Raw genomic sequence first — 26458 nt, 5'->3', positions numbered from 1 at the left:
ACTAAAATTTATAAACTCAATACTCAATTTTATTTATCATCTAGAAATAAAAAGAAAACTCTTTGGAATACATCATGCAATCAGCAGATCCTACAAATCCAACGCCAACAATTCCGTTCAGGCAAGCCTTTTTGTTCTGGCTGAAATTGGGATTTATCAGCTTTGGCGGACCTGCTGGTCAAATTGCAGTGATGCATCAAGAACTGGTAGAAAATAAACGTTGGATTTCTGAAAAAAGATTCTTACATGCGTTGAATTACTGCATGCTACTCCCCGGTCCTGAGGCACAACAACTCGCCACCTATATTGGTTGGCTCATGCACCGAACGATGGGCGGGCTTGTGGCAGGTATTCTGTTTGTTCTCCCCTCACTGTTTATCCTGATCGCGCTATCATGGATTTACGTGCAATTCGGGGATGTGCCGATTATTGCTGGACTGTTTTATGGGATTAAACCTGCGGTCACGGCGATTGTCTTTCATGCGACTTATCGGATTGGCAGTCGCTCATTAAAGAATTCGTTTCTATGGGGAATTGCTGCTACTGCATTTATTGCCATCTTCGTATTTAACGTCCCTTTTCCTTTCATTGTTTTAGCAGCTGCTATTTTAGGCTATGTACTGAGTAAGAAAAAATCAGATTTATTTACGGTTCAGAATACCCATCAAAACAGCCATAAAAGTTATGGGACCGCCCTAATTGATGATGATACGCCAACACCTGCCCATGCAATTTTCCATTGGTCAACTCTTATTAAAATCGTGGTCATTGCAGCCTTACTCTGGTTGATTCCAATCACACTGTTAACCCTAAGCCTCGGTTGGCAAAATGACTATACCCAAATGGCATGGTTCTTTAGCAAAGCCGCCTTACTCACCTTTGGCGGTGCTTATGCAGTTCTGCCCTATGTGTATCAAGGTGCAGTTAATCATTATGCATGGCTGAGTCCAACACAAATGATTGATGGATTAGCACTCGGTGAAAGTACTCCTGGCCCATTGATCATGGTGGTGGCTTTCGTGGGTTTTCTGGGGGCTTATAACCATGCGTTATTGGGGGCTGATCAGCTATTTTTAGCAGGTGCAATGGGTGCAGTGATTGTCACGTGGTTTACTTTTTTATTTTCCTTTGTATTTATTTTAGCCGGCGCACCAATTATTGAATCTACGCACAATGAACTAAAATTTACGGCGCCACTCACTGCCATTACAGCCGCCGTCGTCGGGGTGATTTTAAATCTGGCGTTGTTCTTTAGTTATCATGTGCTCTGGCCAAAGGGCTTTGATCATGCTTTTAATTATGAAGCGGCTTTTATTACCATTGCCGCACTGATTGCTTTATTCAAATTTCAGCTCAACGTATTGTATGTGATTTTTGCATCGGCCTTTTGCGGCCTCATCTTATATATCGGTGCTTAATTCAATTCATCGAGTAGAACATCTCTCTACTCGATGTCCCTCAGTATTAAATATGATGAATTTCCACAGAAGCATGCACAATTTCGTCATGAACCGCCAATTCCGCTTTAACCTGATCAGGATTGAGATCAGTCATGGTGGTTTCCAATCCTAAAATACAAGAGAACTTGCCTTTCCCGACCTTCCATACATGCAGATCGGTAATTTCAACCTGTGAAAACTGGGCAATCACCTCACGTATTTCTTCAACCACAGGATGCCCCATTTCGGCATCCAATAAAGTTTTTCCTGTTTCCTGCATCAATCCCCAAGACCATTTTGCAACCAGCAATGCGCCGATAATCCCCAGCAAAGCATCCAGAAAATTCCAGCCAAAATATTTGGCCGCAAATAAGGCTATAATCGCGAGCACCGAAGTGACAGCATCAGCAACCACATGTAAAAAAGCTGCTTTTTGATTCAAATCATGATGATGGTCATGGCCGTGATGATCTGCATCATCATGAGGGTGATGATGCGAATGATGGTGATGATGCTCATGTCCCCCATCATGTAACAACCATGCACAAATCAGATTGACGATCAGCCCCACAATCGCAATGGGAATCGCTTCATTAAAATGAATGGTGACAGGATTGAATAAACGCTCGAGTGACTGAATCCCCATCAACAGTGCCACCACCACCAGTAAAATCGCACTGCTGTATCCCGCCAAGATTTCAATTTTCCATGTACCAAAGCTAAAGCGTTGATCCTGCGCATAATGTCTTGCCATACGATAGGCAAAATAAGCCAGTCCCAAGGCCAGCATATGCGAACTCATGTGCCAGCCATCAGCAAGCAAAGCCATCGAATTAAAAAACCAGCCGCCTAGAATTTCCAAGACCATCATCATAGCGGTCAAAATGGTGGCAATTAAAATTCTTTTTTGAGCCAAAGGATTTCCTTGATCAAACTGGTGAGAATGGCGTCGTTCTAGGTTACTATGCTGCATTTATTTTAATCTTCCAATATACTCCCCCTAGTATATATTTTTTTAGGAAAAAAGTATGTCTCACCTCCATCAAGATAAGAAAATTTTAAATCGTCTTAAACGGATTCAAGGGCAGTTCGCAGCAGTCGAGAAATCGCTCACAAATCCTGAAAGTTCTTGCATAGAAGTTCTACAGCAGGTTGCGGCAGTCAAAGGTGCGGTAAATGGTTTAATGAATCAATTGATCGAACAACACCTAAAAGAACATGTATTAAAAGGTGCTGATCATGTGGACGAAGAAGAAGTAGAAAAGTTTTTCACCTTATTACAACGCTATCTATAAATACCAGATTTCGTCCGTGAGTTGTTCAATCTCGGAATGATCATGACTCACGTATAAAATCGGAATTTTGATCTCCTGTTTAACGCGTTGAAAAAAAGGAATGATCTCAGCTTTATGCGCCATATCCAATGCAGACAGTGGCTCATCGAGAAGTAACAATTGTGGCGAGTACAACAAAGCTCGTCCTAAGGCGACCCGTTGTTTTTCTCCCCCAGAGAGCTTAATCGGCATACGTTCCAGTAAATGTCCCAATTTAAGCAATTCAACAATATAGTCCACTTCAAACTGACGTTGTTGTGGAGCAATATGCTTAAAACCAAACATTAAATTCTGTTTGACGTTTTTATGGGGGAACAGTTGAGCGTCCTGAAACACCAAACCGACACGACGCTGTTGCGTACTAAGATAAATCTTCTGACCTTGATCGAACCAGGTCTGGTTCTGGATTTTAATCCATCCCGATTGTGGTCGAATTAAGCCCGCAATACTATGTAAAATCGTAGTTTTTCCTGAACCCGAAGCCCCAAATAAACCAATCACCGACTGATCAGATTGAAAGCGTTGATCCAGATAAAATTGCCCTTGTTGTAACTGTATATGACAATCAATCATGTTGAATATCCACGCTTATTTTTCTGATAACGGTTGAACCACTGTGCAAACCACAAAGCAAAGAACGCCACCGATAAAGACAGGATAATCAATCGCCATACCGCGGCTTCGGTATCGGGTTGCTGCATCAAACTATACATTGCCAACGGTAAAGTGCGGGTTTCGCCAGCAATATTGCCCACAAAGGTAATCGTTGCTCCAAACTCACCTAAACTTCGGCAAAAACATAAAATAGCACCGACCAAAATACCACTACTGGCAAGCGGTAATGTCACCTGCATAAACGCCCCAAAGGAAGATGCACCCAAGGTTTTCGCTGCTAGCTCCAAGCGTTGATCGACCAGTTCAATCGCCAGCCGAATCGATTGTACCAATAAAGGAAAGCCCATCACCGCAGACGCCAATACCGCGCCTTTCCAGTTAAAAGCAAACTCTAAACCGAGCGGTGCAAGATATTGCCCCAATAGCCCCCGATTACCAAACAACTGCAGCAGTAAGTAACCAGGCACCACAGGTGGTAAAACCAAAGGTAAAAATACCAAAGTCTCAAACAGCGATTTTCCCCAAAACTCTTTGCGGGCCAATACCCAAGCCACCAAAGTTGCAGGAATTAGGCTAAACACCAGACACGCTGCTGCCACTTTGCAGGACAGCTTGAGAACTTCAATTTCTTCAGGGCTTAAGATCATCATTTAGTTACTGCAACACGCTAAACCCAAATTTTTTAAATATCGTTTTTGCCTGTCCGCTTTGTAAAAAATTATAGAATTTAACCGATTCCGCATTCTTCTTGGTTAAACCTACAGGATAAATAATTGGTGGATACGTATTTTCTGGGAAGATACCCGCCACAACTACATCTTTGCTAATGGCAGCATCCGTCGCATAGACAATACCGACCTGACATTCGCCACGCGCTACAAAGTTTAAGGCGGCACGAACATCTTCTGTTTCAACCAATCGTGGTTGAACTTTGTCCCACCACCCTAGTGAGGTCAACGCCTGTTTAGCATATTTCCCGACTGGCACACTTTTGGTATCCCCTGTACATAGCTTGCCTTGGATGACTTTACTTGGATCAAAACTTTTATCCATTTTTAATTTAAGTGGGCGATCTTTGGGGGTAATCACAACCAAGCGGTTGCCCAATAAATTAATCCGATCTGCTGCTGCAACCAGCTGTTTATTCTGTAAATAGTCCATCCATTGTACATCAGCCGAGATAAACACATCAGCAGGTGCACCTGCCTCAATTTGCTTGGCTAAGGTTGAAGACCCTGCATAGGAAGTTTTAACCTCTGTTTTATTTTTCTGCTCATAGATTGTATCGAGTTCATTCACTGCATTGGTTAAGCTTGCAGCGGCGTAAACAGTAATCGCATCTGCGGCTACTGCATGGGTCTGAATCAATAAACTCGCCCCGAAAGCGGCAGCACAGAGATAAGTTCTTTTCATCGTTGTTGGCATTGTTTTGTCCTCAAATTTCGATATGTTTTTAAAAATATATCGCTTAATAAAGATACACTAAAAATAACAATTCGCTAGTCTTGTTATCTTTATATAGACAGTTGTAAATGTCTGAGCAAACTTATTTCATTGAGATCATTTCCGGATCCAGATAGATAATACCCAAATCAATCTTTTTGGAATAACTAAAATTAGATTTCAATTCTGGAACTTGTTCTGCGTATACATTTGAATAATCAATAATTTTAGAATCATAACCTTTAAAACTTATAAAAATTTCAGCAGGGAGATGACTATATTTCCGCGTATTCGGTTTAATAAAAAAATATGTTTTTCTAACAGAAGGAATTGTAAAATGGCCATCAGCTTTTAATTCTATTTGTGCATCTTTGTCACTCGTTTGTCCATTAAAGCCCATTTCACCACCTTGTTTGACCAATGGTTGCTTAGTCTTACGATCATAGATATAACCTACAACTTCAGGGGTCAAATATAGGGTATGCTTTGTACAGGCTGGCGTAACTAGCACGATAACAACGAGAGAAAAAAATAAAATGCTTTTTTCCATTTTTTAAATCCCTTTAGTGCGTAATAATTACATAAATACATCTCTGAACTAGCGACGCTGCCGATGAGACGACTTCACTCTCTATCTAAGCCAAACAAAATCTTTGCAAATAAAGCATATACCCTAAAAATCCTGTAAAACACTTCATAACTAAAGCAAATTAACCTCTATTATTTGTGAATACTGTTCCTTTTGAACTACACACTTGAACAACTTGATCTTTTGATAGGTTTAGCTCTGAACCAAAGCTTGATAGACATGAATAATTGATAAATTCATACTGTCGAAGATATTTCCCTTTTTTAATTTCTAATCTAATTTGTGTCTCTAAAGCTCCATCTTTTAATTTTGAAGTGTCAAAACAGAAAATATGCCGACTTTCTTTATTGGATAAGTTATCTAAACTTTCGTGATAGATTTCAACAGACATTTGTTCATCAAATGAATTTCCTTGAGAGTGAAATGAGCTATCAAATAAGCCAAACTCACTCGCGGTGTTAATGTCATTTGTTTTGACAGCACAAAGCTGATGACCTGAAACCTCATACTTAAAATCTTCAACCTGCTTCTCTTTACAACCTAAAAGAAAAACAAGTACTAAGAGCATAGAAATTTGTTTTAACACCACCAAAATCTCATCCCAAAATGAAATGCGGAACATCCTTCGATCTATTCATGCTCTATCTATTATTTGATCAAAAATCTGTTCCTTCAACCAATTTTCGAAATCAGTGATCAGAAAAAAATGAAGCCCTTTGCTGAATCAAAGGACTTTAACATTCTTTAACCTCTAACGGCTAAATTCTGTTTCGGCAATAATTTACATCCGCAAGAAAGTGGGTCATTCACTCTAGCAGCCGCTTTACCCATGACCTGCATATTCGGATCACCAGCGACAATCGTCGCCACCGTTTTATGTTTTGGGCAAGTTGCCTTATCCCCAACACAAGCAATCGGAATGCCTTCTATGAGAAAGCTGCTATTTCCACTGATGACCTGCCCACCACCTGTGGTTGGGCAACCAACAACGATATAGGGTGTTGCCATAATCCCATCCCTCACATTTGGATTTATGAATAATTAAAGTACTTCAAATTCAATACGACGATTTTTCTTACGACCATCTGCTGTTGCATTATCAGCAACTGGCTGACTAGAACCCTTACCTTCAGTGCTTAAACGGTCCGCCGCAATACTTTTACCTACCAGATAACTTTGTACCGCTGCAGCACGTTGCTGACTTAACACCGTATTCTTGTTGGCATCACCAGAGCTATCGGTATGGCCAATAATTTTGACTTTCTTGCCGCCAACCTTATTTAACGCCACTGCCATTTCATCCAGAATCTGTTGTCCTGCCGCAGTCAAGATTGCACTCCCCGATTCAAATTCAATGATTCGGTTCTTCAAAGCATCATCAATGACTTTTTGCTCGGCCTGATTCACTGAAAGTTGTGCATTAAATCGATATGGTTGTTGGACCAAAGCCTGAAAACTGTTGGTGGTCGGTTGAATTTGATTTGGGTCGGTCATTTTACCAGTTAAATCAACCTGAGTTCCTCTAACTCGTAACTGACCTTGTGAAATCTTTTTTAGATCAGGAGTGATGACACGAGTCACTGAATCACTCCAACCACTCGGCGCAGACACTGGACGTACCTGAATTTTGTCCACGACTTGATCTGCACCATAAACAGACTGCATCTTGACCAAGATCGCCTGCTTACTCTCCTCATTAGGAACCACACCCTCCACTACAATCGGTGCAGCATGAAGCAAATGGCTTTGACCTAAAATACATAAGCCAAACAGTAAACTTGCACAGATAGATTTCGGATTATTTCTCATATTCATTCATCTAAAAAAGTTTGTCTGAACAGCTTCAAACCTTGGTTAAGGCTCAACTGACGCTGACAAAGTGATTGTTCGAGTGTGGCAAGGCCTGCATTCTGCTCTAGATAGGCATCAATCCATTGTGCTTGGATTAAGGACACCCAATGCTCGCTCTGCATGTTTTGGGTAAAAATATCGCTGAGCGCCATGATATCGGCACCTTGGAAACCAATGAATAAAATTGGCTCCTCACGATGCAAGATGCCAATCAGGATTTCGGTATTATTGATACCTAAGAAGCGTCCAATCATCCCAACCCAAAACGCTGCGATTTCATAGCAGTACATCGCGTTATTGATCGGTAAGATCAGCACCTTATTTAAACGACTGGTACCATTTTTTAAGATCGGTTGCAGTAAAAGTCCTAATCCGATCATGCTCTGTGCCAATTCATAGACATTGATTTTCATTAATTGGGCAAAGGAATGCATAGTGTGATTTTCATAAAAACCATTGCATTCTTCAGCAGTGAAAATCTGAACCACATTCGGTAGGTTATTGAGCTTCTCCAGCATAATATTGGTATCACGAATACTGCGTAATACGCGATTGCGCTGGAATAAATCGACCAAAACTGACTTGTAGTAAAACGGCGCCAATAATAAATTTTGATAAGGCTGCTCAACTTCAAGCAATTGACTCAGTACCATCGGAAATGCACGACCCGAGCTGTCTTGACTAGTAATCAAGTTTGCAGCTAAAAACATCGACTCGGCAGGATTAGCAATAAAAAAATCCAAAGAAGGCAAAGACTCGTAACGCTGCTTAAACTCAGGGACGCGCATGGCATGTTCAAGTGCTTCAGTAATCCACTGATCCAGCACTTGGATTAATGCGTATTGTCCTTTGGATTTCAGAAAGTCACCACGAGCGGGTGTCTTTCCGTAGTACAAAGCTGTCGTTTTTACTTGTTGCATCCAAGCACCTCCGGCTGTTCCCTGATCATCCCTAACATTACGGCGTTACTCCTGACTGGGCAGGTGCTGTGGTTTGCGGCTTTGGTGCGACAGCTGTGGCAGCCCCGGCAGGGGTTGCTTGCGCAGAGACCACACGTACAGCTTTCTCTGTCACTACTTTATCCACCAGTTGTAAGCCTGCATAACCACGGCTAGAGCCAATACTGCCCGAGCTATTACCGCTAATGAGTCGGAAGTTTACTTTCAGCGTTAAAGATGGTTCAGTTTTGCTGGTCCATGTCATTTCAAAACTACCATTTTGCTCTTTACGCTGCGCCGCATCGATCAAACGGTTAATCCCATATTCACCAGGTTCTTCAAAAATCGTATGGGTTTTACCTTCCAAATCAACTGCAGTGATTCGGGCACCAGGGACTGCTCCCTGATTTGGCCAAACAAAGTTCACCCATTGTTGAATTCCATTTTCAAACACCATTCGCTGACCATCAATATCAATGGTATACGATAAGTATTGCGGATTTGGTAATGGATAGAACTGGAAGTTTGATTGATTCGATACAGGTGCAGCTGCAGGTTGATCTAGACTACCTGTCGCCATGCCATTGATCGGCGCCACATATTGCTGGAACGCCACCACAAATTGTGGATTTAGGCTAATGCCTAAGTCTTTCCATGTTTTCGAGGTCAAGACATAACCACGGCGGATCACAAATGGATCTAATGCTTCTTTGACAAAACGTGCAATACTACCCGTCTCACCAAAGATTTGACCAATTTCATTACTGGTGGCTTGTAAAGTCACGCCCGAATTAAATGGATATTTCTGACTTAAATTGGTTTTAAATGGCTGGTACGCTTGAATACCCCACAATTTATTCAACTCATCTTGGGTCGGCACAATCAAGCTGGCAAATGATTGCGTTAGTGGCGTCATCAGCAATTTTTGTAATAACTGTTGATCGGTGTCTTTCAGCCCCACCATCATCTTCTCATCCACATATTTCTGTGTGGTATTAAAGACTGAAGTTTGATCATTGATGGTCTGTTTCACCAATGCCATTGCACTTGGACCAATTTCACCTGCTGTTTTCAGATCATTGAACTTACTACGTACTTGCGCAAGATTGTTCATGTACTCATCGAATAATGACTTATCTTGTAAATCATCACGCTTACGTACCAATTGATAGAACATTTGATATTCTTGCGAAATTGCACCTTGTGCACGGTCCATCGCTTGAGCCGCTGCTCTATCATCTGAATTGTTCAAGACTTTGCGCTTAAACCAAGCAACAAAACCTTTTTCAGGAACGGCAAGTTCAGCCTGTACAATTGGATTATCCCAGTTGGTTTCAATTGCAATACGTTGTAACAATGTACGAATGGGTGAATTCTGTGGCTCACCTAAAACATCGATACTCTTTACTTGCTGAGCAAACTGATCTGCTTTGGCATAATAAATACCGTTCAGGAATTTTTTCCATTCCATTACGTATTCTTGCTTATACAGCGCGACCAATTGTTTGCGGATTTGTTCTGGACTACCAGAGAAGGTTAAATCATCCGATTGACGGCTATTTAACACCCAATCTTTGCTGTCTGTTGGCTTATTCGCAGCTTCATCAATTGCCTTTTCAACATACTCATCCCATGCCTTTTGCGTAAACACACCTGGTAATGCATAGCTACCCAGGACAATGGCACGGTTTTGTTCACCCACAATTTGCCCAACCGTGATTGCTGGGAAGCGTACCGCTGCACGCATCTTAATTTCGTTATAGACACGGTCACGTGCTGGCATCCCACGAATCACTGACAATAAAACTTGACGGGTTTGATCGACCACTTGTGCATCTGTTTCAAGTACTGGGAAGCCGTCTTGATTAGCCAAAGTCATGGCGTAAGAGAGGATCTTCTCTGCATCCTGAATCATTTCACCACGCGGCATTTGTCCACGATTGGCATCCAGCCAAGAGCGCCAGAAGCGAGATACTTGGTCACTTAAATGACTGGTATCCATATATTCATGGTTACTCATCATCAAATAGGCTTTTAATGCATTATAAGCATCTTGTGGATTGCTATCCGAAGGCTCTAAATACTGCTGTGTTTTTGCAACTTGTTTGATTTCGACATTGACATGATTGGCTTTTAAAGTCGCCTCGTTATTTTTAACACGCTGTAAATATTGCGCAATATTTTGCTGTGTTGGGGTTAAAACAATTTGCTTGATCCCTTTCAAATACTCCGCTTTTAAGCTCTCACGCAATTGATTACCTTGGTAAAGACCAAAACTGAATTTAAGCGGACGATGATCATCAAACTCGTCCAGCTGTTGCAAGCGTTCTTGCAGAATCAATAAGGCTTCAAGTTGAGTCGATAATTGCTGCCCAGACGTTTTTTCCAAGTGCACCACTTTATCTAAGTCAGCCTGTACATCCGCAATCAGTTGCTGATTATTGCGATATGACCAGACCCAGACACCCAATACTAAAGAAACCCCAACCAATGCAGCAATAAATCCGATATAACGCTGGCGTTTTTTTGCAGGATTGATGTGCTGTTTCACCAGATCTTTATCTCGTAAAATCACATTAGAGAATAGACCCTGTAAAAAATAACCATGATTTGGCGCAAGCGAAGCATTTACACCATCTTGACCATTGCCCTGAACTTGCTGCAGTTGAAACTCTTGAGCAATGTTTTCCGTCATTGGGCTTTCAATCGTGCCTTCTTGTAAGGCACTGGTAAAATAGAAACCACGGAAAATCGGTTGGAACTGGTATGGATTATCTTCAAATAATGTGCCGACAAAACTTTTTAACGCGGGTTTGAGCGTTTTGAATTCCAATGGAAAAGTCATGACACTCGGCGAAATATTTTGCGAATGGCGACGACTTAAATGCGTGGTACTGACACTCTTTAAACCGTCATAAAGAATGCTGTAATGTTTTTCGAATAATTCTACCGCATTCTGAGACGAGTTCTGCTCATAAGGTAAAGTTGCACCCCACGCCTGATTATATTCTTGCGACTCATAGCAATCAAAAAACTCCGTAAAACCTGCAATCAAGTCCATTTTAGAAAAGACCAAATAAACAGGAACCACGACCTCAAGTTTTTCAGTTAGATCTTGAATTCGAGCGCGTAGATTTTTGGCTAATTTTATTGAGTTCTCAGGACTCTGGCTGATCAATTCGGCAATACTAACAATCAATACCAAACCATTGACAGGGGCTTTAGAACGGTTTTTCTTTAAAATATTTAAAAAGCCCAACCATTCAGAATGATCTTCGGAATAAACTGAATACCGCCCTGCGGTATCCAGCAAAATGCCTTCGGTAGAAAAGAACCAGTCACAGTTCCGTGTTCCACTTAAACCCGCTGAAACCATTTTCTGATGGGTTTCTTCAAAGGGAAACTTCAAACCAGAATTATAGATCGCAGAACTTTTACCCGCAGCAGGATTACCAATCACCATATACCAAGGCAATTCATATAATGCGGCATTACCCTTTTTATCACCCAATTTAGATTTACGAATCAATTGAATTGATTCTTTCATCTGCTGCTGAATTAACTGTAGCTCGGCTTTGTCTTTGTGTTGACCATATTCAGCTTGGCTGTCTTTCTCAATCGCATTGGCCAGTTCTTCACCTTGTTCAGCGTGGCGTTTTCTTTGAATCAGCCAATAGATACCATAGACGATTAAACCCAATGCATAGGTCGCTGCCAATGCCCAAAAGATATGCCGAGGAATAGACGAGTATGAAGAAATCAGTGCCACGAATAAGGATAAAGCAATAATAGCTTTAGGATTCGTGATGTACTGCCACAGATAACCTAAAATGATATACATTGAGTTCTCGAATTCTTAATAAAGTTAATTAATCAGCAATTGCTACACTTTCCTGATCTTGTGTGATCTCAGGAACAGCTTGGATAAATGCTTGTAAATTTGATCCATAAACAAAGGCAACCTGTGACTCAGAAAAATGTGCCCCCAACATTAATCCAAACAGTTTTGCCACGTTTTGGGTGTGTCCAAAAATAGGTTTGCAGTACAAATAATGGTGCGCCTCGACTGGACTTTGCTTAAAAAACTGTTCCAATTTCTTGGCCACCTTGACATCAGCACCATCCTCAACTACCAATACAAAAGGTTCTTCAGCCTGATACTGCGGTAAATCATCAATCCCCAGCTCTTTGAAAATTTGATCGATATTATTTTGGTTGCTGACCAACTTAAAGGTCTTTTCAGGTTGCCACTGTTCTAGCTGAACCGCAGGATTGGCCAAACAACTACTGCTCACAAATTCTGCAGGGATATACGCGCTTGCTCCCCAAGACTTTTCATCAATAATTTCTTGTTCAATTTCTGAATCTGCCGCAATGATCAATGAAATTTCATGGGCTTGGTTTTGAATCCGCTCAAGCAACTCAAGCAGATGTTGCTCAGTCGATGCCGCGCTAAGATAGTGATATTCAATATGGAACTTTTGTGGAATGATACCAAGGTCATAAAAAATGGCCTGAATACTTTCATTGCTACTCAAATCATTCCAGGTATGCACCACGTCTTCAGACAATAAAATGTGCAGATTTAGTTTATCCAAACGATAGACCTGCTCGACCTGAATGGATTCATGCGCTTCATCGTCGGAAAAGCTTGGATCAATCCATGCAGGGTGCATACGGTATTCATGCAAATTTTGGCTTTCATAAAACAGACTAGACCGCTTTAAGTGGTCTGAAATCGAAGCTAAAAGTTCTGTGTGCTGTTCAATTTGATGGTGGATTAGCGCCATGATACGTTGCTGTCGAACCGACAAGAACTGCAACTCCTCATCATCCTCACTTTGGACTTGTTGGTCTAAGTCTGTAATGCGATAAGAAAGAATGGGAATACCATGAAAATTCACCAGATCCTGATCTAACTGAGGACTGGTAAACTGCTTGATTCCATCCAGAATCGCATCATTTTCACCCAGTGCACTATATGCACCTGCCGCATAGAGATTTAGCTTTAACCATTTACTCTCCAACTCAACTGGCTGTGCCTCAGTGGCACTCTGCTCTGAATTTTGTTGGGCTTGCAATGCTTGTTGCTTTTTTTCTTTATAATGTTGATAAGCTTTATAGATCAACCAAGGTGACAGTAACACCAAAGTAATCACGACTGGTAGGATCAGGAAATAATTAATTAAATCGGCAGATTCGGGCTGATATTGAATATCACGCCAGTAATAAACCACCACCAAGCCGACCAGGATAAAGCAACTGATGAGTGTCGCTAAAATTTTCTTCACCATTATGCGGCTCCTAAAAGTGCATAACGTGTTTCCGTGTTATGTTGTAATTGTTCGGATGGCATTAAAAATGCCCCTTGGCCCAGACCTACCTGATGCTCAGAATTTAAACAGATTGGATTGATGTCACATTTATCCAAAATCAAACGTACATCAATAAACAGTGTTGGACTGCACCAAGTTTGAATCAGGTGTTTTAACTTTTTATTTAAAGGCTGATCAGGCAGAAAAGCTAAATACTGTTCTCGCGGTAATGGCCCAATTTGAATCTCGATTTTGCCGTCAATTTGCTGAACCGTATCGCCACAAAAGGTATTTACACCCAGTAGACTTGGGTTACTACCACCTAAACTGGTCTTCTGCTCATCAGCCAGATGAAAGGTTTCTTTAACAAATTCTTGAATCTGAACCTGTTGATTAAACACACATGACAGCACTGTTTTTAAAGCATGTGCGGTATTGTTTTGCCCCTGCATCAAACCAGAAAATTCTGCAAAATACTCATCTAGATCTTGTTGTTCATGCTGGGCGCGAATATAACCATTTAAAGCATGCAAAATATCCAGATAATGATTGTCTTGTTCAATCTCATAACGCACTGCCAAATTATACGCCAAGCTGGCATCGATATATTTGGCTGTCAACTTATGATTGAATAGACCTAAAAACTCTTTAATCTCGAGTCGCTGCTGTCGGCTACTTTGTTTTAATTTATTGGTATAGGTATAAGGCAGTGCCCCTTGTGTCCCTGTAAGTCCGACCACCAGATTGGTTAAATGAATACGCTGATCTTGATAACTGAGTTCTTCAATCTCAGTCGCAGGGAAGCTTAAACTAAATGAGGTGCCAAATTTAAAATCCTCAGACCAACGCTTTACTTGTGATGCCTGTGGATGATGGCGTAACAAGCGTGTAGATTGAATAAACTCAAAGGAACCTGACTTTTTAAAAACTTGGTCGACTACAGAAGAGTCTTGCCACCAACGTTCTGCACGCATTGGTATATCTCCTGCTGGTTAAGACTGTCTTTGACGACCACATCAACAAAACTATTAATTTGAACTTTTAAATTAAAAATGTGGCTTAATAACTGGCTGAAAATATAGAGACTATGTCCACGGAAAACACTCTTATTCACTGAAAGCTCAGCCTTAACCCCACGAATGAACATCGGAAAAGGTTTTGCATTCATCAATTTATTGGTGGTTGTGAAGTTGAGCTGTTTCAGAGCATCAATCAATAAAATATTTTCTTTAGAATGCGGTAAGTTATATAAAGCCAAAAGCTCCTTCACATGACTCAGTGCATCCCCTTTCATTAAGGCCAAGGTATTCAACGAAAGATGAGAAATAATGCGCCATTGCTCGTTGCTATTTTTATCAAAATGATAAGGCGATGTCGGACGCTTTAAAATCAAGGCACGTCTTGCCAGACTACTGTCATTTAAATTCAGAATATTATTGCTCTGGCTTAATGCTTCATGCGGCAAATCACCATTGGAGCAGAGTAAACGTGTACTAATAAAATCTGATTTGATTTCATAAGGTTTCAAATGTTTGGAAACAATCGAATAACCCATTTGCATGATTTTGGTCTGCGAAGGCAGATAATTTAAAGAATAGAAAAATTGAACCTTATCATTGTGATAATGACTCATTGCAAAAAATGGCAATACAGGGAGATGGGTTTGTTCCTGATTGGTCTTTTCACGTACCATATTCATCTCAAGGATAGAATAGACTTGATACAACTCAGGATGATGCGCATCCGTGACCAATGGATATTGTAGTTGCGTATGTGAAATTTTTTGCGGTTCAGCCTGCTTTTCAAACAAATTAATTGCCGGTGTGGTAAATAATTTAAAATTGGCGATATTAAGTTCTGAATAATTACGAACCACTGCCTGATCATTCAAATTGAGTTTGAGATGGATCAAAATTTCAAAGCTATTGTGCTGCTGTAATAATCCCTTGAGCACACTTAAATCAAGATTCAGATAATTAAACTTTTCAGGGAAGCAAAAATACTCCATCAATAAGCGATAAGCGTGGTGGGTATGCTGATCAATCGGCAATAAACTTTCTTGCTCGCTAAAACCCATCACCTCAAAAGGATTACTCACCTCGATGACGCGCTGCCCAACCCGAATTGCAAAACCTGTATCTTTACGAAAAATACTATCCAAAACTTGCAATGGAAAATTTGAAATTGCATCTAAATAGATCGGTAATTTTTCGTCCAAGATCCATTGTTGGGCATCATTAAAGATTTCAAATTTCAAACTTAAGGTCGCATTTTGATTCAAATGCATATGTGTGCTCGGTGAGGTTTGAAACTCCAAATGCGTCAATTCAATTGGTAATAATCGAACCTCATTGCTGGTATTAAACTCACATTGCACACCTTTAAAACTACGTGACTTCAAGGCTGTTTTTTGCGGAATCAAATGTGCTGCAGTTAATTGTTTAAGTTTATTGCTATCTTCAAAACTAACCACAGTGCAAGCAGGAAAATGGCGTAAATATTGAGGAAACATCACCTCAAATAAAGAATGGGTAAATAGCTCATAGCTATCAGCTAACTTTTTATCAATACGCGCTGCAATCAATGAAAAGGCCTGAATTAAGCGCTCAATATGCGGGTCATCAATTTGTTCTTGGTTAAGCGATAGACGTTGCGCAATCTTCGGATATTTCTGCGCGAACTCTCGAGATTGTTGACCGAATTCTTGTAGTTGTTTTTCATAATACGGTAAAAGTTGCTCTATCACTGTTCGCTCACACTAAGTTCTGGCAGAAATAACATATTGTTGTGTTGTTGGTTTGAGTAAAGCATCGAAAAAAACAGGTTCATATAAGGGGTGAATATTTAAGTAGGCCTGAATACTTAAACACAGCGATCCCATATTATGTCCATCTAATAGCATCTCAACTTTGATCTGCCGCAATCTCGGCTCATGTGCTGCAATAGACTGCTCAATCGATTGACAAATTTTATCTCGATCCAAGGGATTCGCCGTCGACAAGCCAACGAAATCAATAATTCCAAACTGCAAAATTGATTTTTTTGCCAGTGGGAATTCATCCATATCTCGATCAAATTGTGCGATCCGACTATTCAACAAGTCTTCCAAATCACGAGCAACCGACTCTCGCAACTGCTGAATCGACATTCCTCTTAAATAATCTTCTTGCTCTGGTACTAAACGATCAAATAATGTTGATCTGAATCCATAAGGATATAGATGATCTAAATTCATTTTTATAAGAACAACATCTTGGAAAAATAGAGGCTAATAGGCACCTATTAACCTCTATTAGAAAATCACGATACTAATTACGCAGCGTATGAAGCTGTGTTATTAGAAAGTGACCATTTCTTAGTAACAGCACCTTTCGCAGTACCGTTAATGTCTTGCTGGTTATAAGTCCACTCAACAGCAGCGTATTTCAAACCAAATGTTTCTGTTGGAACACCTTCTTCGTTTACAGTCGGTGTTACGCTAGAAACAAGAACGTGTTTCAATTTGATTTGTAAGTATTTGATGCGTTTATCACCATTTGCACGGTAGTAATCGATCTGTACTTCATCAAATGTATAACCTGCAGAACACGCTTCCCAAAGTTTAGGACTAGTTGCATCCAAATCTTTAACGAAGATCATGTCTGAGTGTTCAACACGTTCAGCTGTATGGCCACCTACGCTACTAGAAGTCGCAGATTTAGGTTGACGAATGTTATGAGACCAAGAGTTAACTTCTAGCCAACCTTTGTGTTCAGAATCGCGAGATTCTCCGTCTACCTTGTACTTACCACGAAACTCAACATATATATCTTTCATTTAAAAATTACCTCTATTTTATTTAAAGTTATTATCTAGCTGATCTCATTGTTAATTTGAGGACTGAGGTAGTTCAGTCACGAGTCGTAAAGAAACAGATAACTCGTCCAGCTGGAAATGCGGTCTTAAGAAAACCACAGACTTGTAGTGACCCGGTTGAGCTGGATCTTCTACAACTTTTACAGATGCCTCGCGAAGCGGATATTGTGCTTTTGCTTCTTGAGATGCACCATCATCTAGCAAGACATATTGCGAGAGCCATTCATTTAAAAATGCTTCGACGTTGCCTGCAGATGCAAAACTTCCCACTTTGTCACGCATCATTGCTTTTAAGTAATGTGCAATGCGCGATACCGCCATGATGTATTGGATTTGGCTAGAAAGTGCAGAGTTTGCATTCGCCGTATCGCTGTCATATTTCTTTGGTTTTTGAGCAGACTGTGCACCAAAGAAAGCCGCATAATCAGTGTTCTTGCAGTGAACCAATGGAATAAAACCAAGATCGCTAAGTTCTTTTTCACGACGGTCAGTAATGGCGATTTCAGTTGGACATTTAAATACCACTTCACCATCTGAAGTTTTGAAAGTATGAACTGGTAAGCCTTCAACCAAGCCACCGCCTTCAACCCCACGAATCGCCGCACACCAACCATGCATATCAAAGGCATTGGTTAAACGTGTACCGAACGCATAAGCGGCATTCATCCACAAATAATCATCATGGTTTTCACCAGAAACATCTTCAACGAAGTTAAAGCCTTCAGTTGCAGTGCCTTCTTTCGGATGGTATGGCAAACGACCTAACACGTGTGGCATGGTCAATGCGACATAACGAGAATCTTCGCTGTCACGGAAAGAACGCCATTGTACGTATTCAGCTGTTTCAAAGATTTTTGAAACATCACGAGGACGATCAATATCGGTGAACGACTCAAGACCAAGAATGCTTGGGCTAGCTGCTGAAACAAATGGCGCATGTGCTGCTGCTGCAACATGAGAAATTTGTTCCAATAAATACATATCTGATGGTGTACGATCAAACTCGAAATCACCAATCAGTGCTGCATAAGGCGCACCACCAAATGAACCGTATTCTTCTTCATAAATCTTTTTAAACAAGGTACTTTGATCAAAGTCTGTTGCACCTTGAAAGTCTTTCACTAACTCTTTTTTGGTCGTATTTAACATACGAATTTTAATCATCGAGTTAGACGGTGTTTCTTGGCAGAAATAATAGAGTCCACGCCATGTTGATTCGATTTTCTGGAACTGCTCATGATGCATAATTTCGCTCAATTGATTTGAGATCAGTGCATCAATTTCTGCAATACGCTTGTCAATCGACAAGGTCATGTTCTCAGAAACAGTAATCGTCCCTGCCATGACTTCTTTGGCCAACTCACCAATTAAGCTCTTGGCACGAACATGTTCATCATCATTACGTGCAATACGGCTCTGCTCAACAATTGAATCTAGCAAATGAACCGATTCAGTTTCTACATTTGCTGCAGTGGCTGCTTGTAAATTACTCATTTTCAGCCTCCGCACTGAGTTGACGAACTTGATCGGTATTTTTCAGTACTTCATCTAGCAAGTCTTCTAAACGTTCGCTGTTTGAAATCTTATTGCGTAAATCAGTTAAACGTTCACGCGCTGCAACCAGCTTACGTAATGGATCAACCTGTTGAACCACTTGTTCTGGACGGAAGTCTTCCATTGAGTTAAAAGTGAGGTCCACTGACATGCGACCGCCTTCTTCAGTCAAAGTATTTTCAACTTGGAAAGCTGCACGTGGCGCTAAAGATTCCATCACTTCATCAATATTATCTAAATCGACATTGATAAATTTTTTGTCTTTTAACTTAGTCTTTTCTAGCTCTGATGCAGCGGAGAAATCCCCCATCACACCCACAACAAAAGGGAGTTCTTTTGACTCTTTACCATCACCAACTTCGACATCATATGTCAGCTGTACACGAGGGGGACGTATGCGTTGCAGTTTCTTCTGTACGCTTTCTCTCTTTGCCATAACTTTTCACCCTTGATTATTATTTCAACGAATCGAATGGATTCGAACCTGTTTTTTGAACAGTAGGTTGTTTGGTAACTGTTGGTGTTACAGCCGTTTGACGTTTTACCGGCGCAACAGATTGAGTTACATTACTACGTGTTGGTTGAGTTGTACGTACTTTTCTGTTCGTTGTCCGTCGCGTTGTGTTATTAGTCGACGTATTTCGTATCTCTTTTTTTAGCGACTCATCTGTAATCGCCTTGCTCGTGGATGTATCAGGAGCAGGTAAGGCAATACGAATGCTGTCACTCAACTGTTTTGCTGGTGGATAAGTGAGTTCATTACTCAAATAGCGCATTTCATTTGAGCGCATATGCTGCAATGCTTCATTGGCAATCTGAACACTGGCTAAAAAAGTGACATCTGTCAAAGTTGTACCGCGTACATTTTGCTCTTGTAGCTGCGTCGCCAATTTTAAAGCATTCATCGGTTGCTTTAATTCATACATACGCATCGCGGCCTGAGCCAACAAATCGTTTACACGCGAAGCATTATCTTTGTCACAAACTTGTTGATAAATATCTAATAAAGCACGATCTGTTTGGTTTACTGCCAACGGATTCTGTTTTAGACATTTACTTTTTAATTTAATTGGTTTTATTTCTTTATCATCAGCATAAGCTGAATTACCTATTAAACCAGCTGTTATACAAAGAATTGATATTACAATACCTTTTTTCAAAATATGCCTCGTATTATTTAACTTATAATTGAAGAGCTGACAATTATTGTTAAAAAACCCTCTTACTCGTCAATTTTTGTACATTTACATCATTTCCGCGAATTTAACAAAAAAAACACATACAAAGTCAATACTAGTTACGTTTATTAACATTATTAAATTTTCATGACAGACATTCATGTAAAAAAAAACTTTAATCAGGTGCATTTTTTGTTTAAAAGTGACATTTTTTGTTGTAGAATAATCTGTATACTCGTACAGAGTTTAACTAAGTTTTTGATTTTATTCAAAAAATATTTCTAGCAAAAACAACCATATCAAGTTAGAACTCAGTCAATAGAACTTGGTATTTAAAAATTATTGTGAGTAATAAATGAGTAACTTAAAGGTTTTAATTACTAAACTATCACCTCCTACTCGTACTGCATTAGAAAAGTCTGCAAATTACTGTATTAACCAATTGAATTATGAAATTGAGATTGAACACCTCTTTGTTGAATTACTAAATCAAAATATAGTCAATGATTTACATATTTTATTGAAAAAAAATAATATCTCTCCAGATGCCTTAATTATTGATTTAAAAGAAACCATTGCCTCTTTGCCTAAAGGTAATACCCGTACCCCTATATTTGCAAAATCAATCGTTCGGTTATTTGAACAAGCATGGTTACTGGCTTCTGCGGAACAAACCCCTTTAATCCGTAGTAGCCATTTACTGATTGCTTTGTTAACTGCGCCCGACTTACAACAAATCGCTTTTAGAGCATCTAGTTTATTCGAACGCTTCCCGATCGATACCATGAAACATAAGTTTCTCGATATTTGTGGAAAAAGCAGCGAACAACCGCAAGTAGAAAATACCTCGACAACAACTGAACAAACCACAGATCCTGAATCGACAGTAACAACCGCAAAAACGCCTGCCTTAGATCAATACACGATTAATCTGACTGAAAAAGCTAAACAAGGTGGCATTGATCCTGTGATTGGTCGCGAATTTGAAATTCGCCTCATGCTTGATATCTTGATGCGCCGTCGTCAAAACAATCCGATTTTAACTGGCGAACCAGGTGTTGGTAAAACCGCTGTTGTTGAAGGTTTGGCCTTAAAAATTGCTCAAGGCTTAGTCCCTGAAGCACTCAAAAATGTTCATCTGCATGTCTTAGACATGGGCTTGTTACAAGCAGGTGCCAGCGTCAAAGGTGAATTTGAAAATCGTTTGAAACAAGTGATTCAAGAAGTTCAGGCTTCAGCTCACCCAATTATTCTGTTTATTGATGAAGCACATACAATGATTGGTGCTGGTGGTCAGGCTGGACAAAACGATGCTGCAAACTTACTCAAACCCGCATTAGCGCGTGGTGAATTAAGAACCATTGCGGCAACGACTTGGGCTGAATACAAACAGTACTTTGAAAAAGATGCGGCGCTCAGCCGCCGTTTTCAGGTGGTTAAAGTTGAAGAACCAACCGAAGAAGTGGCGATTGATATGTTGCGTGCCATGATCCCCGTCATGCAAAGTCACTTTAACTTACAAATTGATGATCAGGCCATTATCACTGCCGTTCAAGCATCGCATCGCTATATCAGTGGTCGTCAACTTCCAGATAAAGCAGTGAGTGTACTCGATACTGCTTCGGCACGTGTTGCTTTGACACACAATGCACAACCCGTGGTTCTGGATCAACTCAAAGCACAACAGCACAACCTTCAGTTAGAACATCAAATTATCAACAACGAACATCAGCAGTTCCCTGTGCATCACCAACGTTTAGATGAGCTTAATCAACAACTGACAAGCTTGGAAAATGAGATTCAAGCAACTGAAAGCAAATGGCAACAAGAACTTGCTTTGGTTAAACAGATTCAAACGCTGAATGCACAAACAGAGCAAGACCATAAAGCACAAATTGCGACATTGAGAGCAGATTTAGCCCAATTGCAAGGCCAAACACCGTTAGTATTTGAACGTGTCAATGCACAGATCATCAATGAAATTATTTCTGATTGGACTGGTATCCCAGTTGGCAAGATGGTCAACGATGAAATCAAACAAATCCTAAGCCTTGAAGATAAACTGGGTGAACGTGTAATGGGCCAAGACTATGCCCTCACCCAACTGGTTCAAGGCATTAAAACCTCTAAAGCCAAATTAGAAGATCCAAATAAACCACAAGGTGTATTTCTATTGGTTGGTCCAAGTGGGGTGGGTAAAACAGAAACTGCCCTTGCGCTTGCCAACGAGCTATATGGCGGCGAAAATCATCTCATCACCATCAATATGTCTGAATATCAGGAAGCACATACAGTTTCCTCATTAAAAGGTGCGCCTCCTGGTTATGTTGGATATGGTCAAGGGGGTGTTCTCACCGAAGCCGTTCGTCGCAACCCGTATAGTGTTGTATTGTTAGACGAGGTTGAAAAAGCCCATAGTGATGTACAAGAATTATTCTATCAAGTCTTCGATAAAGGGATGCTTGAAGATGGTGAAGGTCGTGTCATCGACTTTAAAAACACCACCATTTTGCTGACATCGAATACCGGGTCAAGTGCCATCATGCAGGCCTGTTTAAATCAGCCTGTCGAAGACTGGCCACATGCCGAGGATTTGATCGAGCATTTGAAACCAAGTTTATATAAACAATTTAAGCCTGCATTTATTGGGCGTATGCGGATCGTGCCTTACTTCCCACTGCATGATGAGCTACTTATTCGCATTATTAAGCACAAACTTGGGAAAATTGTTGACCGTATTGAAAAACAATATGCCACCAAGGTTCAGTACTCTGATGACTTAATCGAATTACTCTTAAACCGTTGTACTGAAGTCGATAGTGGCGCGCGAAATGTGGACAATATCCTTAACTCTACCGTCTTGCCTGCTTTAGCAACTGAAATTTTAGTCGCTTTAGCTGATCATAAATTGCCAAAGTTGATCGTCATCGATACCAAAGATGATGAAATTACCTATCAATTAGATCCGGTCGAAAAAGCAACCAAGAAACGTTCAACTAAAAAAGTCAAAGCTGAAGTTTAAAATTTAAAGATTGAGCTAAATTTGTGATGCATATGGATATTTTATCTTTACTAACGCCAATTAATGAGCAGTCACCGTGCGGTGAGGATTATTCATTTTCAAATGAGTTCCACGCCATTAAAAAAGCAAAAACCCAAGATGATGTATTACTTGATCAAGGGGATTGGGTGACTGAGCCCAAACAGGCAGATTGGGACTTTGTCGCCAGTACGTCTATAGATTTACTACAATCAAAAAGTAAAGATATTCGTTTGCTCACATGGCTGTCTGAGGCTTGGGCAAATCTGTATGGCTTTGAGGGCATTAGCAAAAGTCTGGAACTCAGTCATCGCCTATTAGAACAGTATTGGTTAACCCTACATCCAGAAGTTGAAGATGATGATTTAGACCAACGTATTGGTTTATTACAGGGTTTAATTAATCAACTCCCTTTACTGATCAAAAAGGTTTCTTTAATTAACCATGCGCCTTATTATCATTTGCTCGACTACGACAACTTTCTTTATCACGAAAATATCCGTCGTAAACAAAGCGATGATTATGAAGATTCCAGTGGTTCAACTGAACTAGAACAGTTCGAACAAGCCCTATCCAATACCGATAAAAACTTTCAACGTCAAAATTACCAACGTTTCAATGACATCTTGCAACAATGGACAACGCTGAAAAATGTGTTGGATGGCTTGCTTGGTTTGGACTCTCCAAGTTTTGCGGCAATTGACTCTAGCTTAGATACCATTCATATCACACTGAAAAAGATATACAAGACTGATCTATTTGAGCAAACGACTCAAACAGTCATGACAGAAACTGAAACATCGACAACACCGATGGTACAACACGTGACGACACAATCTGCTGCACCTCAAAATCAGCTGTCTTTTCAGCCGCAAGTTCAATCGCATGTTGAAAACCGCGAACAGGCAATGCGTGTGCTGCAAGAAATTGCCACTTATTTTCAGAAAAATGAACCGCATAGCCCAGTGAGCTATATGTTGCAGAAAACCATCAAGTGGAGCCAAATGCCACTGCATGAGTGGTTAACTCAAGTGATTAAGGATGAACATCCTTTACAAATGCTCCAGGATACTCTTGGTGTTCAGCCAAAGAATGAATATGAATAATTGTTGGTAAATACATATGTTTAAAGCAGAAAAGATTCTTTGGGGTGAAGGCTTATTTTTACGTCCTCAGCATTTTCAGATCCAAGATACCTACCATGAACAACGTTTGAATCATACGATTCGGGCAATGATTCCACATGCCTATGGTGTACAAAAGTTGAAGTTTGACGAAGTTCAGCTTTCTACTCATATTCTGGCACTTCAAGAAGTAGAAATCATTTGGCAAGATGGCGAGATTTATCAGGCTCCTGCACAAGATTTATTACCTGAGCCGTTATTGCTGGATGATCTTAATCTACAAGGTGAAATGACAGTTTATTTGGCACTGCCAATCTTACAAGCCAATAAGAAGAATATCGCAGATGAAACACGCTCAGTTTCTAGTCGCTACCATAACTATTTGACAGAAACCCATGATCTGTTTACCGATGCGAGTCCTGCTGAACTGAATCTATTGCGTCGCCGTGCAGAATTTAAGTTGTTAGAGCAACATATTCAGCCGAGCCAAAATTTAGATGGTTTCTTATATATTCCTGTCGCTAAAATTAAGCGTCAAAGCTCGGGTCACTTTGAGTTAGACAATAAGTTCATTCCACCGATTTTACATATTGCGGCCTCTGAATCGCTGATTAACAATCTAAAGCGTACACTCAACGTCATTAAGGCAAAAATTAAAACCATTCAAAGTAATAACCGCGAAAACGAACAAAAGTTGATCGAATTCCGCTCAGGAGACATTGTTTCCTTCTGGTTAATTAATGCTTTAAATACAGCCTATGCCGGATTAAATCACTTACTCCAATATCCTTTAATTCACCCAGAACGTTTATTCTCAGAATTATTGCGTTTAACAGGTTCATTACTGACCTTCTCTACGGCTTATGATGTTGACCATTTACCACACTATAAACATCATCAATTACAAGACAGTTTTCAGCAGCTAGACCTGATTTTAAGAGATTTACTGGATACCATCATTTCGAGCCGTTATTTCAGTATTGCCTTGAAAGAAACACGACCATCTTATTGGGTGGGTAGTCTAGAGTCAGACAAAATTACCCGTGATACACGTCTTTATATTGCTGTTTCAAGCAGCATGATGCAAACCCATGAGCTGATTCAAATCGTACCTTTGCGCTTCAAAGTGGGCAGTACCATTGATGTAGAACAGCGTGTGATTGCAGCACTTCCTGCTGTTCCACTCCATCATTTAATGCAAGTTCCTACAGCGATTCCAGTGCGCTCTGGGGTCAGCTATTTTGAAATTGAACCACATCATGAACTCTATCAACGTATGCTTGAGTCAGAAACCATTTGTGTCTATGTTCCCGCTGGTTTCCAAGATATTAGTATTGAACTCATTGCTGTAATGAATAGTTAAGAGAATCACAATGACTCAACCAACAGGCATCCCCTCTTTATTTGATGATGGAAAAATTGGTTCAGGTTTACCTGCGTCTGATCAACCACAAAATAAAGCGCAAGCGACCAACTTAATTGACCTATTACATGATGGGTTTTATTTGGTTTTTTTACTTCGCAACCGCTATATACCTGCAAATCCCACTGATTTTCGTGAGAAAATCGTCGATTTATTGAACCGCTTCGAACAGCAAGCTAAACGTTTGCAGTTTTCTGCTGATGATATTCACGATGCCAAATACGCATTTTGTGCCTTGATTGATGAAACGATTGCAACGCAACAGGATGCAGCCTATTTTAATTTACAGAATTCATGGCTGATCAGCCCATTGCAATTAAGCCTGTTTGGCTCTCAACTGGCTGGTTATCGTTTTTTTGAAATCTTAGAACAACTGCGCAGTCGTGGCAAAGAACGCCTAGCATCGCTTGAGGTTTTTCATTACTGCCTCTTACTCGGTTTTCAAGGTAAATACCGTCTAGAATCAGTAGAAAGCTTAAATCACCTCGTGGCTCGTGTTGGAGATGAGATTGATTATCTCAAAGGGAAAAAAGCAGCATTTTCTCCTTTTGCTGCCATTCCAGACCACATTAAACACATTATTCATCACGAATTACCTTTTTTCTGGATTTTGATCTTCTTACTGATGTTTGCTGCGCTCACTTTTGCAGGTTTAAAGTTCATGCTCTCCAAACAAAATCAGAGTGCATTAGCTCCTTATCAGAATGTGATTTCAGCGCCTGCCGAAGAAGCACATATCACCATCCATTTGCCTTAGTTG

At 40.3% G+C, this 26458-nt stretch carries 24 protein-coding genes; 6 read left to right on the top strand and 18 right to left on the bottom strand.

Annotated features, from left to right (window positions below):
* Window positions 1-74: 74 nt before the first annotated feature.
* Window positions 75-1418, top strand: coding sequence for a chromate efflux transporter (chrA, locus tag V6E90_RS02545; protein WP_332604435.1), 1344 nt, complete (start codon window positions 75-77; stop codon window positions 1416-1418).
* Window positions 1419-1464: 46 nt separating this feature from the next.
* Here the strand turns inward: chrA and dmeF are convergent, their stop codons facing one another.
* Complete coding sequence (gene dmeF, locus V6E90_RS02540) at window positions 1465-2412, bottom strand: CDF family Co(II)/Ni(II) efflux transporter DmeF (RefSeq protein ID WP_332604434.1); 948 nt, start codon at window positions 2410-2412, stop codon at window positions 1465-1467.
* Between the two features lie 55 nt (window positions 2413-2467).
* Between dmeF and V6E90_RS02535 the strand changes: the two genes are divergently transcribed.
* Window positions 2468-2734 (top strand): metal/formaldehyde-sensitive transcriptional repressor, encoded by a 267-nt coding sequence (locus V6E90_RS02535; protein WP_016651958.1) that lies wholly within the window; start codon window positions 2468-2470, stop codon window positions 2732-2734.
* Here V6E90_RS02535 and V6E90_RS02530 read toward each other — a convergent pair.
* From V6E90_RS02530 to V6E90_RS02450, 17 genes are all read right to left on the bottom strand, one after another.
* Entirely contained in the window at window positions 2729-3346 is a 618-nt protein-coding gene (locus V6E90_RS02530) for an ATP-binding cassette domain-containing protein (protein ID WP_332604433.1), read from the bottom strand. The two genes, V6E90_RS02535 and V6E90_RS02530, sit on opposite strands and share 6 nt — an antisense overlap.
* Window positions 3343-4038, bottom strand: coding sequence for a molybdate ABC transporter permease subunit (gene modB / locus V6E90_RS02525; protein ID WP_004654738.1), 696 nt, complete (start codon window positions 4036-4038; stop codon window positions 3343-3345). Before modB ends, V6E90_RS02530 begins: the two co-directional genes overlap by 4 nt.
* 4 nt (window positions 4039-4042) lie before the next feature.
* Entirely contained in the window at window positions 4043-4813 is a 771-nt protein-coding gene (gene modA, locus V6E90_RS02520) for a molybdate ABC transporter substrate-binding protein (protein ID WP_332604432.1), read from the bottom strand.
* Window positions 4814-4934: 121 nt separating this feature from the next.
* Complete coding sequence (locus V6E90_RS02515) at window positions 4935-5381, bottom strand: hypothetical protein (RefSeq protein WP_023270367.1); 447 nt, start codon at window positions 5379-5381, stop codon at window positions 4935-4937.
* Window positions 5382-5541: 160 nt separating this feature from the next.
* Window positions 5542-6042 (bottom strand): hypothetical protein, encoded by a 501-nt coding sequence (locus tag V6E90_RS02510; protein WP_065342502.1) that lies wholly within the window; start codon window positions 6040-6042, stop codon window positions 5542-5544.
* A 122-nt stretch (window positions 6043-6164) separates the two neighbouring features.
* Window positions 6165-6428 carry a PAAR domain-containing protein gene (locus tag V6E90_RS02505; RefSeq protein ID WP_004654745.1) on the bottom strand — a complete coding sequence of 88 codons (264 nt, stop codon included), beginning with the start codon at window positions 6426-6428 and terminating at the stop codon, window positions 6165-6167.
* A gap of 33 nt (window positions 6429-6461) precedes the next feature.
* Window positions 6462-7235 (bottom strand): OmpA family protein, encoded by a 774-nt coding sequence (locus V6E90_RS02500; protein WP_332604431.1) that lies wholly within the window; start codon window positions 7233-7235, stop codon window positions 6462-6464.
* The gene (gene tagF / locus V6E90_RS02495) at window positions 7232-8191 is read right to left on the bottom strand and encodes a type VI secretion system-associated protein TagF (RefSeq protein WP_016541772.1); all 960 of its coding nucleotides are present in this window, start codon (window positions 8189-8191) and stop codon (window positions 7232-7234) included. The genes V6E90_RS02500 and tagF overlap by 4 nt, the downstream gene beginning before the upstream one ends.
* A 37-nt stretch (window positions 8192-8228) precedes the next feature.
* Window positions 8229-12050 (bottom strand): type VI secretion system membrane subunit TssM, encoded by a 3822-nt coding sequence (tssM, locus tag V6E90_RS02490; RefSeq protein WP_332604430.1) that lies wholly within the window; start codon window positions 12048-12050, stop codon window positions 8229-8231.
* Between the two features lie 28 nt (window positions 12051-12078).
* Window positions 12079-13503, bottom strand: coding sequence for a hypothetical protein (locus tag V6E90_RS02485; RefSeq protein ID WP_016541774.1), 1425 nt, complete (start codon window positions 13501-13503; stop codon window positions 12079-12081).
* Window positions 13503-14498 carry a type VI secretion system baseplate subunit TssG gene (tssG, locus tag V6E90_RS02480; protein WP_332604429.1) on the bottom strand — a complete coding sequence of 332 codons (996 nt, stop codon included), beginning with the start codon at window positions 14496-14498 and terminating at the stop codon, window positions 13503-13505. The genes V6E90_RS02485 and tssG overlap by 1 nt, the downstream gene beginning before the upstream one ends.
* Complete coding sequence (gene tssF, locus V6E90_RS02475) at window positions 14462-16270, bottom strand: type VI secretion system baseplate subunit TssF (protein ID WP_016541776.1); 1809 nt, start codon at window positions 16268-16270, stop codon at window positions 14462-14464. Before tssF ends, tssG begins: the two co-directional genes overlap by 37 nt.
* Window positions 16271-16282: 12 nt before the next feature.
* Window positions 16283-16759 carry a type VI secretion system baseplate subunit TssE gene (gene tssE / locus V6E90_RS02470; protein ID WP_004654759.1) on the bottom strand — a complete coding sequence of 159 codons (477 nt, stop codon included), beginning with the start codon at window positions 16757-16759 and terminating at the stop codon, window positions 16283-16285.
* A 77-nt stretch (window positions 16760-16836) separates the two neighbouring features.
* On the bottom strand, window positions 16837-17340 hold the full coding sequence (locus V6E90_RS02465; protein WP_004654761.1) for an Hcp family type VI secretion system effector: 504 nt from the start codon (window positions 17338-17340) through the stop codon (window positions 16837-16839).
* A gap of 51 nt (window positions 17341-17391) precedes the next feature.
* Entirely contained in the window at window positions 17392-18873 is a 1482-nt protein-coding gene (gene tssC / locus V6E90_RS02460; protein WP_016541777.1) for a type VI secretion system contractile sheath large subunit, read from the bottom strand.
* Complete coding sequence (tssB, locus tag V6E90_RS02455; RefSeq protein WP_004805522.1) at window positions 18866-19369, bottom strand: type VI secretion system contractile sheath small subunit; 504 nt, start codon at window positions 19367-19369, stop codon at window positions 18866-18868. Before tssB ends, tssC begins: the two co-directional genes overlap by 8 nt.
* 19 nt (window positions 19370-19388) lie before the next feature.
* Window positions 19389-20093: a hypothetical protein gene (locus V6E90_RS02450; RefSeq protein ID WP_016541778.1), complete on the bottom strand. Its 705-nt coding sequence runs from the start codon at window positions 20091-20093 to the stop codon at window positions 19389-19391.
* A gap of 373 nt (window positions 20094-20466) precedes the next feature.
* Here V6E90_RS02450 and tssH point away from each other — a divergent pair, with 373 nt between their 5' ends.
* From tssH to icmH, 4 genes are read left to right on the top strand one after another with little or no spacing between them, the layout of a single operon-like run.
* The gene (tssH, locus tag V6E90_RS02445) at window positions 20467-23133 is read left to right on the top strand and encodes a type VI secretion system ATPase TssH (RefSeq protein WP_332604427.1); all 2667 of its coding nucleotides are present in this window, start codon (window positions 20467-20469) and stop codon (window positions 23131-23133) included.
* Between the two features lie 26 nt (window positions 23134-23159).
* The gene (tssA, locus tag V6E90_RS02440) at window positions 23160-24257 is read left to right on the top strand and encodes a type VI secretion system protein TssA (RefSeq protein ID WP_016541780.1); all 1098 of its coding nucleotides are present in this window, start codon (window positions 23160-23162) and stop codon (window positions 24255-24257) included.
* Between the two features lie 16 nt (window positions 24258-24273).
* On the top strand, window positions 24274-25638 hold the full coding sequence (gene tssK, locus V6E90_RS02435) for a type VI secretion system baseplate subunit TssK (protein ID WP_016541781.1): 1365 nt from the start codon (window positions 24274-24276) through the stop codon (window positions 25636-25638).
* A gap of 10 nt (window positions 25639-25648) precedes the next feature.
* Window positions 25649-26455, top strand: a complete 807-nt coding sequence (icmH, locus tag V6E90_RS02430) for a type IVB secretion system protein IcmH/DotU (RefSeq protein WP_016541782.1) — start codon at window positions 25649-25651, stop codon at window positions 26453-26455.
* The last annotated feature ends 3 nt before the right edge of the window (window positions 26456-26458 follow it).

This window comes from Acinetobacter sp. ESBL14 (genome assembly GCF_036668815.1).
Lineage (GTDB): Bacteria > Pseudomonadota > Gammaproteobacteria > Pseudomonadales > Moraxellaceae > Acinetobacter > Acinetobacter gyllenbergii.
This window is presented reverse-complemented; position numbering and strand designations above follow the sequence as displayed.